The organism is Acinetobacter sp. CWB-G5, assembly GCF_019209785.1.
GTDB classification, from domain to species: domain Bacteria; phylum Pseudomonadota; class Gammaproteobacteria; order Pseudomonadales; family Moraxellaceae; genus Acinetobacter; species Acinetobacter johnsonii.
In genome coordinates this window covers 632,900-651,996 of sequence record NZ_JAHUTF010000001.1, presented here as the reverse complement: position 1 = coordinate 651,996, position 19,097 = coordinate 632,900, and the positions used below count along the sequence as shown (strand labels likewise).

Here is a 19,097-nt window from a genome sequence, read left to right as displayed (position 1 = left end):
ATGAATTATTTTGCAATTTTCGCCAATAACTCTTCTTTAGAAATGTTTACAGATTCAGCATCACGACGGCCTTTATATTCAAAAGTACCTGCATCCAAGCCTTTCTCACCAATCACAATACGGTGAGGAATACCTGTAAGCTCAAGGTCTGAGAATTTCACGCCTGGACGTTCGTTACGATCATCCAGCAAAACATCATAACCTGCTGCCGTAAGTTCAGCGTACAGTGCTTCAGCTGCTTCCAAAGTGCGTGGAGACTTATGTGCATTCATCGGCACAATGGCAACTTCAAACGGTGCAATAGCTATAGGCCAAATAATGCCTTTTTCGTCAAAGTTTTGCTCAATTGCAGAGGCAACTACACGTGTTACACCAATACCGTAACAACCCATGGTTACAGTAAATGGCTTACCATCTTCACCTAAAACTTTACAACCCAAAGCTTCTGAATACTTTTGACCCAGTTGGAAAATATGCCCAACTTCGATACCACGTTTAATTTGCAGCGTACCTTTACCGTCTGGAGACGGATCACCCTCAACCACATTACGTAAGTCATAAACTTCAGTGAACTGTGCATCACGTTCCCAGTTGAGACCTGTCACGTGTTTATCAACCTCATTTGCACCTGCAACAAAGTCAGACAGTACTGATGCAGCACGGTCGACAATGACCGTTAAGCCTTTTTCTACCAAGCCTTGTGGTCCACAGAAACCAGCGGTTAAACCCAGTGCAGCAAGTTGTTCTTCTGTTGCAAAAGTTAATGGTGATGCAATGCGCGGATGCTTCTCGGCTTTAATTTCATTTAGCTCATGATCGCCACGTAAGAACAATGCCACTACCGGTGTTGCTTGGCCTTCTTCGGCTGCAATACCTTGTACTAACAAGGCTTTTACAGAGTGTGCAGGATCAGATTTTAAGAAGTTAGAGACGTCTGCAATGGTTTTTTGATTTGGTGTATCGACAACTTCTAATGCTTTGGTTGGCGCTGCACGTTCACCGACTAAAATAGCCTCAGCCATTTCAATATTTGCCGCATATTCAGATTCAGTCGAGAAGGCGATATCATCTTCACCACTTGATGCTAATACGTGGAATTCATGTGAGCCTGAACCACCAATTGAACCTGTATCTGCTTGTACTGGACGGAAATCTAAACCTAAACGGCTAAAGATTTTGCAGTACGCTCCATACATGATGTCATAGGTTTCTTGCAGTGATTCTTGGTTTGCGTGGAAAGAATAAGCATCTTTCATGATAAATTCACGTGAACGCATTACACCGAAACGTGGACGAATTTCATCACGGAATTTGGTTTGTACTTGATAGAAGTTTGCAGGCAATTGTTTATAGCTTTTGAGTTCATTGCGCGCAAGATCGGTTATGACTTCTTCGTGGGTAGGACCAAGCACGAAAGGGTTGCCGTGACGGTCTTTGAAACGAAGCAGTTCCGGGCCGTATTGGACATATCGACCAGATTCTTCCCATAAAGATGCTGGTTGAGTTACGGGCATCAGGACTTCGAGTGAACCCGCATTGTTCATTTCTTCATGAACGATCGCTGCAACTTTATTTAATACGCGAACGCCCATCGGCAGCCAAGTATATAAACCTGAAGCCAATTTACGAATCATCCCAGCACGTAGCATTAGTTGATGTGAAATCACTTCTGCGTCATTTGGGGTTTCTCTTAACGTTGCAAATAAAAAGCGACTCGCGCGCATGGAAACTGTCCTAAAATTTTAAACTTTGAAAGTCAAAGATTATACGATAAAAAATGAGGAGGCATGTCGACACCGCCTCAGAAAAATGTCGATTATTATGACATGATTTTACGTGCTTGACGCAGCATAAAGTTCTTAAAGTCATCTAAATAGGTGAAGATCACAGGAACCACCACTAAGGTCAGCAGTGTCGATGTAATGACACCGCCGATCACTGCATGTGCCATCGGTGCACTTTGTTCACCTCCTTCACCTAGCCCTAAAGCCAGAGGCACCATGCCCATCACCATAGCACTAGTAGTCATCAAAATAGGGCGTAAACGTGTTTTACCCGCATCAATAATCGCTTGATAACGATCAACGCCGTGATCCATGGCTTTTTTAATGAAATCGATCAATAGAATTGCATTTTTGGTCACCAGACCCATCAACATGATAATACCGATAATAGAAAACAAGTTCATGGTGGAGTTAAATAAGAAGAGTGCTAAAAATACCCCAATCAATGATAGTGGCAGGGAAGCCATAATCGCCGCAGGGTGAATAAAACTATTGAACTGCGAACCTAGCACAATATAAATAAACACAATGGATAAGGTGATTGCGGTCATGGCATAACCTGCAGATTCAGCCATGTCTTTGTTTGAACCTTGCGTGTCAAAGCTATAACCTGCTGGAAGGTCAAAGTTGTCTTCAATTTTTTTAATATCGGCGCCAATATCGCCTGCAGGGCGACCTGCGGTGTTGGCTTCGACTAAAACCTCCCGTGCTAGATCGCGACGATTAATCTGCGATGCCCCCAGACTTTGCTCTAAATGCGCAACGCTAGAAAGGGGAATCAATAAAGCTTGACCATTGGCATCCGTTTTTTGCGATGTGAGGTAAAGGTTTTGTACATCACTAGGTAAGCTACGCGCATTTTCAGTTAGGCGCAGGTTAACGTCATAAGTTTCGCCTTTGTCATCTTGCCATGTGGTGACATCATCCCCTGCAATCAGTGGGCGAATGACATTGGCAATTTGGTTGACCGATAGTCCTAAATCGCTGGCTAAGACCCGATTAATATGCACGCCTAAAGTCGGTTTAGGGGCTTTAAGTGAGCTTTCTAAGTCGACAATGCCTTTGACTTGCGCAATTTCAGCCATAAAGCGGTCTGATATCTTCTGGAGTTCAGCTAAGTCAGGACCTTTGATGGAAATCATTACGGGCTTTTGTCCGCCCGATACCGTTTCATCTGCCGAGGCAATTGAGGTCACAGTAATGCCACCTACTTGTTGTAGGCGTTGGCGGAACTCATTGTTTAAGTCGGTTAAGCTTTTCTTACGCTCTGTGCGTGGCGTAACGGTTACGCGAATACTGACATGGTTTTTACCACGATCCGTAACGCCATTAATCACCGCATAAGTTGCTCGAACGTCAGGGTGCTGCTGAATAATTTTATCGACTTGCAGCAGTTTGGCTTGTGAATATTCCAAAGAGGCGTCGACAGGTGTTTCGAACTTAATCCGAATCTCACCTTTATCTGGAACAGGGACAAACTCTGTTCCAATTAGTTTAGATAAGCCTAATGCACCGAACAGTGAAGCCACAGCAATCATGAGGGTGATGAATCGGAAGCGCAGAGCAAGCTTGAGTAATTTCTCATAGTCATGGCTGAGATTATCTAGTTTGCCAGAAATCCAATTGAAGAAACGTTTGACTCGATTGGGTGGTTTATGTGGATTATGCTTTTCAGCCCAATGTGCAGATAGCATGGGATCTAAAGTAAAGCTGACAAACATGGAGATCAGCACAGCAGTACTGACGGTTACGCCAAACTGATAGAAAAAGCGACCGATAATACCACCCATAAATGCCACAGGTAAAAACACCGCAACAATGGTTAAGGTGGTGGCTAAAACAGCGAGTCCAATTTCTTTGGTGCCATCAAGGGCTGCTGTGACAGGGTCTTTGCCCATGTCTGCATGTCGCACAATATTTTCACGGACCACAATCGCATCATCAATCAGTAGACCAATACTGAGTGATAGTGCCAGTAAGGTCATCATGTTGATGCTAAAGCCGAAGATCCAAATAAACGTCAGAGTGCCAAGAAGAGCAATCGGCAACGTCATGCCTGTAATGGCGGTGGAACGGAACGAGCCTAAAAACAGCAGGACAATCAAAACGGCAAGAGCTGCACCCTCAATAATGGTACGTGCAACATCGGTGATGCTATTACGAATGCCTTTGGATGAATCTACCACGACTTTTGCTGTGGTGCCTTCAGGTAACTGTTTTTGGATATCTGCTAAGGTCTCATAAGCACCATCGACTACATCAATCACATTTGAATCGGAACTGCGTAAAATATCAATCGCAACCGCGGTTTTACCATCTAAATAGGCACTCGACTCAAGTTCGGCTTGGCTGTCTGAAATGCTTGCAACTTGGCGCAAATAAATCGGTACACCATTTTTATTGGCAATCACTAAATCGCCGAAGGCTAAAGGATGAATCACTTTAGACTTGATTTCGACCACAAGTTCACTATTACCATGTTTCAATGTTCCACCCGGAACCTCGACATTTTCAGCTTTTAGCGTGTTGATGATCTGGTCAATACCAATCCCAAAACTTTGTAGTTTGTGGGGTTCAATCTGTATGCGAATTTGTCGCTTGGCATCACCCAATAAGTTGACTGTCCCGACACCAGAAACGGTTCTAAACTGCGGAACGATGCGCTGATCCAAATAAGAACTGAGGTCTTTCAGTGACATGTTTTGTGATTCAAATACAATTGACATCACGGCATTGGCAGAAGGATCGTAACGTTCAACAATTGGGTCTTGAATTTCGTCTCGAAACTCAGCGGTGACCGGTGCAATTTTATCGCGGACATCTTGCGCGGCTATAGCAGAAGAAACATCGAGATCAAACTCAGCAATAATGGTCGATAAGCCTTCGCTAGATTGTGAAATGACCTGTTTTAAACCTGAAATGGTATTGATTTGATCTTCCATTTTCTTGGTAATTTCAGACTCAACTGTTTCAGGCGATGCTCCTGGATATGTGGTATACACCACCACGAAGGGGAAATCGACATCAGGAAACTCCTCAACTCCCATTCTTTGCCAAGAGGCTAAGCCTAAAACCATCAGACAAAACATCATCATGATGGTAAAAACAGGATATTTCACACTAATACGGGTTAACCACATAGCAACAACCTTTTCTTATTTTATGGATTGATTGTCACCATTTGATGCAAATCTTTTTCATTAAACTTTATACGACTGATGCGGTCGCCAGTTTGTAGTCCCTGAACCACAGCACTGTTGTTGCTATAGCGTTGTTCCAATACTTTTATGTGAATACGTTCAATTTTATTGTGGCGAATCACCCAAACATAAGGCGAATTTTGTATATCTTGAATGGTATCGAGCGGGATAATTTGCCCTGAGATGGACTGTGAACCAAGTATGTCGCCCTCCACAAAGGTCCCGATACTCAATGAATTAATACTTTCAATTGGCTGAGCAAAGAACTCAATTTGACGGCTTGCGGGATCTGCAATCGGGGAAATACGAGTAAGTTTGGCTGTCAGTTTTTGGGGATTGCCTTGCAGTTGATATTCAATTTTTTCTCCCAAACTTAAAGCGGCTTGTAGATCACTTGGAATTTTGGCCTGTATTTCTAAATGACTCGGGTCAATGATTTCAAATAGGGTTTGTCCTGCGGATACTGTTTGTCCAGGTTCTACCTGACGTTGAGTAATAACCCCTGAAATCGGGCTTAAAATAGTGCCATCGCGATCCGCTTTTTCGGCAATATCAACATTGGCTTGTTGCGCACGAACATTTTCTAATTGAGCTTGATAGTCCACAAGGCTTTGTTCATATTCCACTTTAGAAATAAAGCCCTGATCGAGTAAACGTTTTTTTCTTTGAACCATGCTTTTTGCAAGATTGGCTTGGGCTTGAGTTGATGCAAGATTGGCTTGAGCTTGGGCAAAACGCGCAGCATTATCTTGATTGTTCAATCGAACCAGTACTTGCCCTTTCTGAACGGCTTGTCCAACTTGAGCGGAGACGGCGGTGGCTGTCGCTGTCACTTGAGCCTGAATGGAACTTTGATTGACGGCTCGAATGGTGCCAGTAAAAGCTGTACGTTGGATAGAAGGCCCTTCTTGGAACTGAACCAAGTCTTGTGCTATCAGCTCGATTTTAGCTGTAGACGAAGTAGGGGAGGTGACTTCATCTTGTTTTTGGCAGGCAGAGATGAGTAAGCACAAACACAGCGGACTGAGTTTTAAAATAGGGAGCACTTGGCGGCTTAATTTGTTTTTTATACGTAGTGCAGCCTGCATTGAGTCAAATCCTTTGGTCTAGCGGCGAAAGTCAGCACACTGTAAATAAGACGCAGATTATTCAAGTGTTTTTAAACGAGCAATAATTCTGTCGTATTCAGCCTTGGTATTACGATAGTGACTTTGTAACGATTGTATTTGCTCTTTTTTCATCACAATATTTTTGGAATTATAATCAATCATATCTTGGAGCGGTTTCGGATTGCTTTTGCCTTTACGCATGTTCTCTTTTTCTTGGCGTAAGAATCCAATACGGTCATTCTGTAATTGTTTTAATTCATCTTGCTGGAACTTAATCTGCTTTAAGATATAGGAAAGGGCGGTATTGCGTTTCTGAGTGGCGACTTGGCTGTTGGTATAAGCGCGTTTTAATTTAAGATCTGACTCGCGTTGCTTGGCCGCAGCTGCGCGTTGTGGCGCATATTGCGCATCTTTTTCTGCGTTGTATGGACGAGCCCGTTGAATCACTTGCATGTTGCTATCGAGTGCTTCATAACCATAACGAATATGGTTGGGGGTGACACTACTACTGACGTTCGCGATGCCTTTACTGTCGTAATATCGATACCAGACCGCTTTAGGTGGATCGGCCATAATCGAGATGGTCTGCAAACTTAGCAAAGCCAGCAAAATGACTTTCGCAGTCATCCTTTTTTTCACGATCAAAGCAAGTTTGTGATTAAACTCCCTAAGCATCGATACCCCCAGTTTAAAGTTGACTAAATTACTTATTTACAAGCAATAAATAGTGCTATATTAGTCCTAAATTTAGGAATAAAAAATATAATCAGTCAAAAAAAAATCGACGGGTATAGGAAAGTGTGAAGCCGTTCTTAAAAAGAAGATGAAGTGTGGTTTTATGCGGAAACTGTTCGTTGAAAATATAAGTAAATATATGTTAAAAGTGTACGTAACTTGTAAAGCGTCTACGAATCTGTTTCTACAAACATTCTAAAAATGGGAAGGGTCATATTAAATGGACGATAAATTCCAGAATCTAAAAGTAATGGTCATTGATGATTCAAAAACCATTCGTCGTACAGCTGAAACATTATTACAACGTGAGGGTTGTGAAGTTGTGACTGCTGTCGATGGTTTTGACGCATTGTCAAAAATTGCTCAAGCAAATCCTGATATCGTATTTGTCGACATTATGATGCCGCGTCTAGATGGCTATCAAACGTGTGCATTAATCAAAAACTCACAAAATTATCAAAATATTCCTGTCGTCATGCTCTCTAGCAAAGATGGTCTATTTGACCAAGCCAAAGGGCGTGTTGTCGGTTCAGATGAATATTTAACAAAGCCGTTTAGTAAAGATGAATTATTAAATGCGATTCGTAATCATGTTTCAGCATAAATAATATAAGTGTAATTGGGGAAAATTATGGCGCGTATTTTAATTGTGGATGACTCACCTACAGAGACATTCCGCTTTAAAGAAATTTTGGGGAAACACGGTTTTGAAGTGATTGAAGCGTCGAATGGTGCCGATGGTGTAACCATGGCTCAAGCTGAACTTCCTGATCTAGTGTTGATGGATGTGGTGATGCCAGGCGTTAACGGGTTTCAAGCAACCCGTCAAATTGCGCGTGGCGCAACAACAAAACACATTCCCGTAGTGATCGTCAGTACTAAAGACCAAGCTACAGACCGTGTATGGGGTAAGCGTCAAGGTGCATGTGATTATTTAACCAAGCCTGTTGATGAAAACCAACTGATTGATGTGATTAAGCAACACCTGAACGCAGGATAAGCTCTATGGCAGCAAATGGATTTATCGAATTACTTCGACTTGCTAAACGTGGTAATAAAAACTACGTTTCAAACGAAAATGAGGTAAACCGCTGGTCGGGCATTGCTTTTGAGATGATGGGGCAATATTTCGTTGCGCCATTAGGTGAAGTTGCAGAGGTAATTTATCCTCCGAAATATACCTTAGTGCCAAATACTCAGCCTTGGGTTGTGGGTTTGGCCAATATTCGAGGACGTTTACTTTCTGTTGCTGATTTAGCGCACTATGTATCAGGGCATCGTAGTGCATATTCACCAACTCAAAAAGTACTCTGTATTAGTCACAATGACCACTATGTCGGTTTAGTTGTAGATCAGGTTCTGGGGATTCAGCACTTTAATAAGAAGAGTTTCTTTTCTAAACATGAAGATTTAGATCGGAATTTAAAAGAATATTGCCAAGGGTATTTTCACCAACACAACCAACAATGGCATGTTTTCTTATTCAGTCGCTTATTAGACAATCCAAAGTATATGAACGCATCTATAAAATTTATAAATTAATATCATTGTCGCGCGCGAAATTATAACGGCGTAAATCGGGGAGAAGCTGCATGGGCTTTAAACTTAAAAAGAAAAATACGGATGGAAGCACTAACCGCTCAGGTGGAAATGCTTTAGTAGCAAAACTTCAATCACAGACGGAACAGTTTTCACGTGTATTTGGTGATAGTGAAAAGTCCAAGCCATTAATTTTGGGTGCGGCATTTTGTATCGTACTGGCAATTTTCTTACTGTTGTACCTATTCTATAGCGTACCTCGAAATAACGAATTCACCCGTAGCTTGGGTGATTTACGTCTTTTATCGCAAACGATTTCGCGTCAGGCAACTGAAGCAACAGCATCAGGTACACCTGAAGCCATTAAAAAACTGACAGAATCACAAAAGTCTTTTGCTGAAAACTTAGAAATAGTAAAAGATATTCACGCGAGTACAGATGCACTGCGTGAAGTAGATACGCAGTGGAAAAAAGTTTCTGAAAATATTGATTTAATTGCATCACAACAAAAAATCATTAACCAACTCTACGATACCAACATCGCGATTAGTGAAAGTATTCCGGGGATTCAGGCCGAATACAACTTAATGGTTGACCAAATGGCACGTCAAAATGTGCCAGCCAACCAAGTCGTAATTGCAAAAAACCAAGTATTCATCGCAGAACGTATTTTACGCTCAATTGGTTCGGTATTAACAGGTTCAGCCAACTCACGTGAATCTGCGGATGACTTTAGCTCAGATACAGAAACCTTCGCGTCATACTTAAACGCACAGTTAAATGGCAGTGCGGACTTAGGTGTAGAGCGTATTAATGACCCTGAAATGCGTGACTCTTTAACCAGTATTCAATCAGAATATGATGATGTACTGAAGTCGGCAGCAGCAACGGTCTTAAAGAACTCATCACAAATCGTTAAAGTACGCCAAGCGTCATCATCGATTTTTGAACAGTCGGATGCTTTGTTAAGTAATTTGAACAAATTGTCAGGTGGTACAGGTTTAGCAATTGCAATTCCTGCCTTAGGTTTAATTCTAGCCCTGATTGCTTTCTTATTTTGTGTATTTAAATTACTCGTACTTCGTGGCGAATCAGATAAAAAACGTGTATCTCGTCTACAAGATGAATATGACCGTAACCAAAACGCGATTTTACGTTTACTAGATGAGATTGCCGATCTTGCAGATGGTGATTTACGCTCATATGCAACGGTATCTGAGGACTTCACGGGTGCAATTGCCGACTCGATTAACTTCGCAATTGACCAATTACGTGACCTTGTATCGCGTATTACCGAAACTTCTCAAGAGGTTGCGCAATATACGGCAAGTACTCAGGGGATTACCAACCAGTTAGCCGAAGCATCTGAACACCAAGCACAAGAAATTGCGGGTGCATCTGCTGCGATTAACGAAATGGCAATGTCAATTGACCAAGTATCTTCAAACGCTGAAGAATCAGCGGTGGTAGCAGAACGTTCAGTAAAAATTGCTGCAAATGGCGCGAATGTTGTAAACCGTTCAATTGAAGGTATGGATATCATTCGTGAGCAGATTCAAGAAACCTCTAAACGTATTAAACGTTTGGGTGAATCTTCGCAAGAGATTGGTAACATCGTTGCCTTGATTAACGATATTGCCGACCAAACGAACATCTTGGCTTTAAACGCAGCGATTCAAGCATCGATGGCAGGTGAAGCAGGTCGTGGTTTCGCCGTGGTTGCGGATGAAGTACAGCGTCTTGCAGAACGTTCTGCTTCAGCAACCAAACAGATTGAAACACTGGTAAAAACCATTCAGACCGATACCAATGAAGCTGTAATTTCGATGGAACAAACCACGTCTGAGGTTGTACGTGGTGCGAACTTATCTAAGGATGCGGGTGTTGCACTGGATGAGATTCAAAACGTATCGGGTAATTTGGCGAAATTGATTGCAAACATTTCTGATGCAGCAAAGCTACAATCCGCATCTGCAGGTCATATTGCAACTACGATGAATGTCGTACAAGAAATTACCTCACAAACCACCACTGCGACTTTCGATACAGCCCGTTCAGTCTCTGAACTTGCGAACATGGCGGAAGCGTTACGTGAGTCTGTAACAGACTTTAAACTGCCTGATTAAGCACTTGCTTTGGGGAGGGTATGCTGCTCATCGCTTGAGTGGCATACCAAAATCAGGATACACATCAACCCAATTAGCTTGAGCAAAAAGACTGGTTTGGGATGATGGTTATAATGAAGTTTATGCACCTTTTTGGGTAGCTGACAACGCAAGAAGCCTTAGCTATGAAAGAAATATTAAAACATTTAGTTGAAACGACAACGCTTCCGGAAGATAGTTATCTAGATCAAGATGCAGAAATTCTTGAAATTTTTGTTGAAGAAATTGAAGAAATCTTCGTTGAGTTAGATCCATTATTTGAAAAGTGGTACGCTGAACCGACACATCAAGAAACCTTGTTGAGCATACGTCGTCACTTCCATACCTTAAAAGGTTCTGGTCGTATGGTAGGGGCAAAGTCAGCAGGTGAAACGGCGTGGGCAGTTGAAGACACCTTAAATCGTGTGATTTCAGGGGCTGTACCGCTTACAGCAACGGTTCAAAAATTTGCTAAAACAGTATTCAAACTGTTTCAATTTAAACTGTATCCGATATTCAAAGCGGTACAGAAGATTGATCTTGACCTTCGACCACTGGTTTTAATTGGACAACAATTACAACTAAATCAAAGTTTAGAACCTGCACTAGAAGAGTTGCTACAACTGTCTAATCATCTAAATAGTAATGATGTCGTGACGGGATTAGAGCTGAGCGATATTGAAGTGGCTGAATCTGAGCCACAAGTTGCAGACGTTTCTGAGCAGGATGATCAAGTGCATGATGTCCTTGAAGAAACTTTAGCGATCTTCATTGAAGAAGCGGAAGACCATTTAGCGACTATCGATCAGTTCTTAAATGCAGATGAAACCAAAGTACAAGATTACAATGGTTTAATCCGCGCTTTACATACATTGCGCGGTAGTTCGTCTATGGCGCAAATTGAGCATGTCTTTAATGCTAGCTCAAAAGTTGAAAATCTATTTAAAACCTTGGTACAAGAAGAAATTGTTTCTACCTCGAAGGAAATCTCTTTACTCACCCAATATGCTGAATTTGTACGTGACTATTTACATGTGCTTGGGCGTGGTACGAACGAACAGCTTGACGTGATTTATGCCACGTTCACTACGGCTTGGGATAACTATGGTTTCAGTATAGAAGACGTAGATGATGAGCTAAACCCACAAGGTATGGTCTCGAAGCTGATCGAGTTAAATATTGATCTGTTGCTTGATGCCGAGTTTGAGTTTGATCAGCGTGCTAAGGTTGAATATCCTGAATATATTCAGCACTTAGGTGAACAAGCAAAACAATTGCTAGAATTTACCAATAACCGTGCTGCTCAAGGAATTCATGACTTTACTTCTGAGCTATATGCGGGTTATCAAGCCTTACTGGAAAAGCCAGAATTACTTAATGTAGACTATGCATATGAGTTATTTGGTCAGGCACATCAAGAATTTATCCATTTATTTGATACTTTAGCAGCTGGTCAGCGCGTCATTCTGACTGAAGATGTACATAAAGTTCTGAATGAATTAATGGCCTTTGTACAGCAAGATGTTGATTCGACTTCGACGACGGCAATTGAACCTGTTGCTGAGGCTATTGTTTCTGGAAATACTTTACAACCAAGCCTTGATCTTGCACAGATTTCGCAGCAAATTGCATCGGATCATCAGTACAAGCAATCGAATACAGCCAATACCGATTTTGATGATGATTTGCTTGATATCTTCTTGGAAGAAGCTGAAGAATTATTGATGGGGATGGATCAGGATCTTAATACTTGGTCTAAAAATAGCAATGATACCGCGGCACTCAATAATTTAATGCGTTATTTGCACACCTTAAAAGGTGGTGCCAATATGATTTCTGCACCTTTTATTGGTTCGATTGCACACGAATTAGAGTCTATTTATGAGCGTGTGATTCGTCAGCAAATAGCCACAACGCCACAGTTGATCAGCATCATTCGCTTAGTACAGGATGACGTCACAGACCGAATTCAGGTCATTCGTACCGATAAGGTTGATTATCCAGCAACAGCGACCATCAATGTACTGCATAACATTCAGAGCTTAGTTGAGGGTACGACTTTTACAACTACAGTATCTGAGCCTTTGGTTGAGGCGGTTGTCGCAGCAATTGAAGAGACTCAACCTCTAGTTCAAGAACCTTTATCTAATGTAGACAGAATAATTGAAGTTGAAATAACTGCTGTTGAGTCAGCAACTGCGATTGAAGAGCCGAGTGTAGTTGATAACACTGACGTTACTGTCGTTGAACAGCTGGATACTCCGTCACTTGTCCAAGAAGAAGCAGCTAGTCTTTTATCAATTGTTGAAGAAACCTTCTTGGAAGAAGCTGAAGAAATTTTAGCGACTACGGATGGCTTACTGAAACAGTGGACTGAACAACGTAGTGACCGTAGTGTGTTACTACAATTGCAACGTGCCGCGCACAGCTTAAAAGGCGGCGCGCGTATGGCGGAGAATGAACCCGTTGGTGCGATTGCTTATGAACTAGAAACCACATTTGAGCAATTTGCTGTACATAATTTCAGTTCAAACGTGTATGACCCATTATTGCAAACCGCATTTGAATGGTTAAAACAAGCCATCTTCAAACGTGATTTTAGTAATTATGATGGTTTGAAAAACAGCTTAGCATCTATTGATTATGTGGATGTGATTGCGCAATTACCGACGCGTGTAACTCAAATTGATTTACTCAATGCGGTACCAAGTTTTGAGTTTGTGCAGGGTGATGGTACTGAGCCGCCAGCAATGCTGGGTGAGTGGAAAGAAACGACTCACTTGGATGGCGGTAATGAGATGATCCGTATCTCAGCTGATTTGGTTGAAAAAATGATCGACCTGTCCGGTGAAAATGCAATTAACCGTTCACGTATTGAAATGGATTTAGGTCAACTCGGCAATACGTTGAACGAGATGGAGCTTGCAATTAAGCGTTTGGCAGATCAGTTACGTCGAATGGAAGGCGAGCTTGAGAGTCAAATTATTGCGAAGCATGGTTCTGAAAACTCGCGCTACGCAGACTTTGACCCCTTGGAAATGGACCAATATTCATCGCTGAATCAATTGTCTAAATCCTTAGCCGAATCAGCTTCGGATTTGGTCGACTTCAAGAGCACTTTGGCTGAGAAAATTCGTGATGCGGAAGGCTTGTTATTACAACAATCCCGTATTCAAGCAGAGATTCAAGAAAGCTTAATGCGGACACGTTTGGTACCGTTTTCACGTATGTTGCCTCGTTTGCAGCGTATTGTGCGTCAGACCGCATCAACCTTAAACCGCCCAACGGAATTAGTCGTTCATAACACCGAAGGTGAGTTGGATCGTACGATTCTTGAACGTTTGGTTACGCCGTTTGAGCATATGCTACGTAACGCAATCGACCACGGTATTGAAGATGCGGAACAACGTAGCGCTGCGAAAAAATCAGCGACAGGCCAAATTGAACTAAACATTAGCCGTCAAGGTACAGACGTTATCGTCAGCTTTAAAGATGATGGTAAAGGTATTGATGAAAGCACGATTAAAGCGAAAGCGCTAAACTTAGGTTTAATTAAAGCCGATCAAGTGTTGGATAAACAGGAAATCTTACAGTTTATTTTCCATCCGGGTTTCAGTACAGCCAAAGAAGTGACGCAAATTTCTGGACGTGGTGTCGGTCTTGATGTGGTGCAAAGTGAAATTAAAGCACTGGGTGGACATGTCACGGTTGAATCGGAAGTTGGATTCGGCACGACCTTCATTATTCGCGTACCGACTACGGTAGCGGTGAGTGATGCCTTGATGGTGAAAGCAGGCGATCAACAATATGCGATTCCATTGGCGCAGATTGATCGTATTGTGCGTATTGCTCCAACAGCATTGGATCACTATTTCCACAGCAAAGATGACCAATTCAAAATTGATGGTGTGAGTTATAAACTGCGCTATTTATCTGAGTTTTTATCCAATCAGCCGATTCCGCGTTTGAGTAATATTGGACATTCATTGCCGGTGTTATTGATTAAAGGCAATAGTGGACAAACCATTGCCTTATTGGTTGATCAGCTGATTGGTTCACGTGCGCAAATTGTAGTGAAGCCCGTTGGACAACAGTTTGCCAGCATTGGTGCAATTGCGGGTGCAACGATTTTGGGTGATGGTCATGTCTGCTTGATTTTAGATGGTCAGAACATCGCACGTCAGATTTTAAGTACCAAGCGTGTAACGCATGCAGCCGATCACCGTGACTTTGGTCGTCATCAGGATATGCGTCGTTTAGTGATGATTGTGGATGACTCGGTCACGGTTCGTAAGGTCACATCGCGCTTATTAGAGCGCCAAGGCTTTGATATTGTGACTGCTAAAGACGGTGTCGATGCGATGGAGCAGTTGGAGAGCGTTAAACCAGACTTGATGTTGCTGGATATTGAAATGCCACGTATGGATGGTTTCGAAGTAACGAACTTGGTTCGTCACCATGAAATTCACCAGAACTTGCCGATTATTATGATTACATCGCGTACGGGTGAAAAACACCGTGAACGTGCTTTCAGCTTGGGTGTGACGCACTACATGGGCAAACCATTCCAAGAGGCAGAATTACTTGCCAACATTCAGCAGCTATTGGCTGAAAATCAGGGGTAAATAAATGAATGCAAATGTTTCAAAGAGCATGAATGAGCAAATCAGTCAGCAAGAATTGCAATATCTGATTACAGTATCAACAGGTTTTATTGATGCTTATATTATTGAATGTCATGGTAAAAACCCCATGCTCTTGCCACAAAATATTGTACTTTCAGCGCTCGATAGTGATACGCAAGTGAAAACGGTGGAATGGCATGATCTACATTTGCCTGTTTATGCCATCAACCGTCCAGACCAAACGGAAGGTGTGGCGCTGGTAATTGAGGGGGATGATGCTTCTCAGCGCTTTGCTTTGATGTGTAATGAAATGCCGAAGTCAATTCGTTTGCGTATTTCTGAAATTGTTGATGATGAAAGCCCTGTGAATGATCCCACCATTTTCCAGATGGTGCGTATGGGGGATGAGACTTACCACATACCGAATTTAAATAAAATTCAGGCCAGTTTAGGTCTTTCTACTTAAGTTTGAATGCAATAAAAAAAGGAACTCAACTGAGTTCCTTTTTGTATATGGGTTTGTACGCTTATGCCAAAAGGCCTTCTAAAATTTGTTCGTAAATTTCAGCAAGCGGTTCAAGATCAGCAACATTCACATGTTCATCAATTTGATGGATGCTGGCATTGAGAACACCAAGTTCAAGTACTTGAGCACCGGTAGGTGCAATAAAGCGACCATCTGATGTCCCGCCTGAGGTTGAAAGCTCAGTTTCTACACCAGTCACATTTCGAATGGCATTTTTAGCCGCATTCACTAACTCACCCACTGGCGTCAGGAAAGGTAAGCCTGAGTGCGTCCATTTAATGTCGTAGACTAAACCATGACGATCCAATATTTCTAAAACACGTGCTTTTAATTCTTCAGCGGTCAATTCAGTTGAATAACGGAAATTGAAAGTCACGGTCATGGTGCCTGGAACGACATTGGTTGCCCCTGTGCCAGCTTGAATATTGGACACTTGGAACGACGTCGCAGGGAAGTATTCGTTGCCCTGATCCCAAACCGTATCACAAAGTTCAGCAACGGCTTTAGACGCCATGTGAATCGGGTTAATGGCCAAGTGTGGATAAGCCACGTGACCTTGTTTTCCTTTGACAGTCAGTACTGCATTGAGTGAACCACGACGACCATTTTTAACAATATCACCCAATTGATGGGTACTTGAAGGTTCACCCACCAAACACCACTTCATTTTTTCATTACGGGCTTCGAGTGTTTCGATCACTTTGACCGTGCCATTGATCGATGGGCCTTCTTCATCTGACGTGATGAGGAAGGCGATTGAGCCTTTATGATTTGGGTGTTTTGCAACAAAGCGCTCAGAAGCAACCACCATTGCAGCCAAGGCAGTTTTCATGTCTGCACTGCCACGACCATAAAGCTTGCCATCACGAATTTCAGGGGCAAATGGGTCTGAGTTCCAAGCATCTAAATTACCTGTAGGAACGACATCGGTATGACCCGCAAAGCAGAATACAGGTGCTTCAGTGCCTTTTCGTGCCCATAGGTTATCAACATCATCAAAGCGCATAGACTCAATGTTGAAACCAATTTTTTTTAAGCGTTCAGCCATAATATTTTGACAGTTGTGGTCCACAGGTGTAACCGATGGCTGACGTAAAAGTTGGAGGCTTAAATCGAGAGTAGCAGAAGAGGTCATGCGTATTTCAAAGTCAAAAAAACAGTCGGCACTATAATAGGCGATTAATCTCTGGAATGCGAAACTTAGCAATAAAAAAACCTTATCGTTTAGATAAGGTTTATGGGGCTTACAAGCGGATTATAATTTATCAGCAGTTTTATCAGCAGAGTTGGTCACGACATCTCCTACTTTAGACACATCTTTACCCACACCAGCTACAGTATTGCAGCCTGTTAAAACAAAAAGCATCACCAGTGAACCTAAAACAATTTTTTTCATCGCTGTCTCCAAAATTCTTAGTGTATTCATCAAATGATTTTGTTCTGATGTAATTAGACATTAAAAAATAAACACTTTAAAAAATAGCATGGTTTTACAGGAGATAAGTAAGCGTATGTTGCATTATGTATTTTTGTATAAAGGAACTTCTGCAAAATCAAGTTAAAATCAAATTTAGATTTCGGTACATATAAAACTGATTGTTTTGATTTTGTAAGTACAGGCCATTGGTCCACCAATGTGCAGTTTGGCTGCTGGTTTCTGCATTTGGGCAAATCCACTCTTGACGTTGTAGGCGATAGTAATTCAAGTCGGCCTTTGGAATGACGTTACCCCAAGTACCTAGTCGACGGTCTGGATTGAGCCAATCGGGAAGGGAGTATTGGTTTAAAGCATCAACTGCCGTGAAACCATTTGTTAGAGGGAGAAAGAGTTGCCCCTTTAAAACGGCAAAGCGCGTCTGAATGTCTGTGTCTAAAGCTTGCTGGAATTGAAACTGTTTATGGGTAAAGTGTTTTAATTTTCGGTTTAAAGTATCAGTACGATTCAAGCCATACCATGTGGCTAAGCTCAGATCTGTTTCACCTAAATAATATTTCAACGCAACTTCCCAATGCTCGATTTGATTGGTTTCGGTATTTTTAATTAAAAAGTCCAACTCGCCCGTAGTACGTGCACCATCAATGATTTGGATACTATGACCCAATAATTCATAAGCATGATAGCGATGATCCAATAACCAAAACCACATGAACATTTCAAAGCGCAGACCCAGACGGGTACTTTTCAGTTGAGCCATAAAGTCTTCAAGTTCTTTCGGGTCTTGATCGAGCTGTTTAAGGCGAGGTAAATAGGTTTGAAAGTGCTGTTGCCAGATCTGTGAGGGATGAAAATGAAAAGCATGTTGTATATCGAGTTCTAACGGCAACGCAGACAAAATGTTTGGACTTGCTACAGCAAAAGCCAACTGGCGAACCAATGGGCGTTTGAATTGGAGCCAAGGTTCGAACAACTGATGTTGTGAAATAAGGTGCATGCGAGTGCCTTAAAAAAGAAGCTAAATATGCAGAAGGACAACGGATAAACTTAAAAAACACTTTATACTACCGCAATTCGGTGTTCAGGAAAGTGGTATGAAAACGTTGTTTTGGCGTTGTTTAGTGGTGATCTTTGTCATCCTAGGCTTTATCGGTGCACTGTTGCCGGGTATGCCAACAACCGTTTTTCTGATCTTGGCCGCTTGGGCTGCGTCTAAAGGTTGGCCACAAATGGATGCTTGGTTACTCAACCATCCTAAATATGGCGCAACTTTAAGAGCATGGCGTGCCAATGGCACTGTACCACGTAAAGCGAAGTGGTTTGCCAGTATCATGATGTTGATCAGTGGGCTGATCATGCTACTGACCAATGCACCATTTTTAGTAAAATTATTTACCAATACCACCATGCTGCTTGTCGCAATATGGTTATGGTTACGTCCAGAACCAAATGCAGTAATAGATAAAAAACAAATAGAGGACAACTGATGTCTTATGTGATTGCTGATGCAGACGTCTTGATTGATCTGGCTGAACAGACTTTAACGCTGCCTAAAAAGAATAAATTTTATCTGATCTCGTCGGGGAAAAATGGCATTGGCGAAACTGAAAATAGTGGTAAAACGCCACGGGGTTGGCATCTGGTTGCTGAGAAGCATGGTGCCGAGCAACCGCAAAATGCCGTTTTTATTGCTCGAAAGCCTACAGGGGAAGTTTACGATACCAATTTAGCCAAGCAGTTTCCTGAGCGGGACTGGATTTTGTCTCGGATTTTATGGCTGAGTGGTTTAGAAGAAGGCTTCAATCGCGGGGAAGGCTGCGATACCTATCAACGTTATATCTATATTCATGGAACACCAGATAGTGAACCAATGGGGATGCCGATGTCGCATGGCTGTATTCGTATGCGTAATACGGATGTCATAGAGTTATTTGAACTAATTGATTGCAATGCACTGGTTTATATTTCCGAACATAAACTTAAACTCTAAAATAGATGTT

At 42.1% G+C, this 19,097-nt stretch carries 15 protein-coding genes; 8 read left to right on the top strand and 7 right to left on the bottom strand.

The features are described 5' to 3' along the window. Positions 1-5: 5 nt before the first annotated feature. From KVY11_RS03180 to KVY11_RS03165, 4 genes are all read right to left on the bottom strand, one after another. Entirely contained in the window at positions 6-1,724 is a 1,719-nt protein-coding gene (locus tag KVY11_RS03180; protein ID WP_218288075.1) for a proline--tRNA ligase, read from the bottom strand. A gap of 95 nt (positions 1,725-1,819) precedes the next feature. Next, entirely contained in the window at positions 1,820-4,924 is a 3,105-nt protein-coding gene (locus KVY11_RS03175; protein ID WP_218288074.1) for an efflux RND transporter permease subunit, read from the bottom strand. 20 nt (positions 4,925-4,944) lie between these two features. Then, positions 4,945-6,072, bottom strand: coding sequence for an efflux RND transporter periplasmic adaptor subunit (locus tag KVY11_RS03170; RefSeq protein WP_218288073.1), 1,128 nt, complete (start codon positions 6,070-6,072; stop codon positions 4,945-4,947). A gap of 57 nt (positions 6,073-6,129) precedes the next feature. Further along, complete coding sequence (locus KVY11_RS03165) at positions 6,130-6,768, bottom strand: hypothetical protein (protein WP_087010454.1); 639 nt, start codon at positions 6,766-6,768, stop codon at positions 6,130-6,132. A gap of 280 nt (positions 6,769-7,048) precedes the next feature. Between KVY11_RS03165 and pilG the strand changes: the two genes are divergently transcribed. From pilG to KVY11_RS03135, 6 genes are all read left to right on the top strand, one after another. Beyond that, entirely contained in the window at positions 7,049-7,432 is a 384-nt protein-coding gene (pilG, locus tag KVY11_RS03160) for a twitching motility response regulator PilG (RefSeq protein WP_004694493.1), read from the top strand. A 27-nt stretch (positions 7,433-7,459) separates the two neighbouring features. Beyond that, on the top strand, positions 7,460-7,828 hold the full coding sequence (locus tag KVY11_RS03155; RefSeq protein ID WP_004694491.1) for a response regulator: 369 nt from the start codon (positions 7,460-7,462) through the stop codon (positions 7,826-7,828). 5 nt (positions 7,829-7,833) lie between these two features. Continuing rightward, positions 7,834-8,370, top strand: a complete 537-nt coding sequence (locus KVY11_RS03150; RefSeq protein WP_004694490.1) for a chemotaxis protein CheW — start codon at positions 7,834-7,836, stop codon at positions 8,368-8,370. Positions 8,371-8,420: 50 nt separating this feature from the next. Next, positions 8,421-10,493, top strand: a complete 2,073-nt coding sequence (locus KVY11_RS03145) for a methyl-accepting chemotaxis protein (RefSeq protein WP_218288072.1) — start codon at positions 8,421-8,423, stop codon at positions 10,491-10,493. A gap of 164 nt (positions 10,494-10,657) precedes the next feature. Then, positions 10,658-15,136 carry an Hpt domain-containing protein gene (locus KVY11_RS03140; RefSeq protein ID WP_218288071.1) on the top strand — a complete coding sequence of 1,493 codons (4,479 nt, stop codon included), beginning with the start codon at positions 10,658-10,660 and terminating at the stop codon, positions 15,134-15,136. A gap of 4 nt (positions 15,137-15,140) precedes the next feature. After that, positions 15,141-15,602: a hypothetical protein gene (locus tag KVY11_RS03135; protein ID WP_218288070.1), complete on the top strand. Its 462-nt coding sequence runs from the start codon at positions 15,141-15,143 to the stop codon at positions 15,600-15,602. Between the two features lie 61 nt (positions 15,603-15,663). On the opposite strand, the gene dapE is transcribed toward KVY11_RS03135, so the two are convergent. The 3 genes from dapE to KVY11_RS03120 form a co-directional block, all read right to left on the bottom strand. Continuing rightward, positions 15,664-16,797: a succinyl-diaminopimelate desuccinylase gene (gene dapE / locus KVY11_RS03130; protein WP_026056444.1), complete on the bottom strand. Its 1,134-nt coding sequence runs from the start codon at positions 16,795-16,797 to the stop codon at positions 15,664-15,666. A gap of 120 nt (positions 16,798-16,917) precedes the next feature. After that, the gene (locus KVY11_RS03125; RefSeq protein ID WP_087010462.1) at positions 16,918-17,058 is read right to left on the bottom strand and encodes an entericidin A/B family lipoprotein; all 141 of its coding nucleotides are present in this window, start codon (positions 17,056-17,058) and stop codon (positions 16,918-16,920) included. 157 nt (positions 17,059-17,215) lie between these two features. Further along, a complete protein-coding gene (locus KVY11_RS03120) occupies positions 17,216-18,094 on the bottom strand; it encodes a DUF1853 family protein (protein WP_218288069.1) in 879 nt (292 codons plus the stop codon). A gap of 97 nt (positions 18,095-18,191) precedes the next feature. Here KVY11_RS03120 and KVY11_RS03115 point away from each other — a divergent pair, with 97 nt between their 5' ends. Both KVY11_RS03115 and elsL read left to right on the top strand, forming a co-directional pair. Continuing rightward, entirely contained in the window at positions 18,192-18,584 is a 393-nt protein-coding gene (locus KVY11_RS03115) for a YbaN family protein (RefSeq protein ID WP_218288068.1), read from the top strand. Further along, the gene (elsL, locus tag KVY11_RS03110; RefSeq protein WP_218288067.1) at positions 18,584-19,087 is read left to right on the top strand and encodes a cell wall-recycling L,D-carboxypeptidase ElsL; all 504 of its coding nucleotides are present in this window, start codon (positions 18,584-18,586) and stop codon (positions 19,085-19,087) included. The genes KVY11_RS03115 and elsL overlap by 1 nt, the downstream gene beginning before the upstream one ends. The last annotated feature ends 10 nt before the right edge of the window (positions 19,088-19,097 follow it).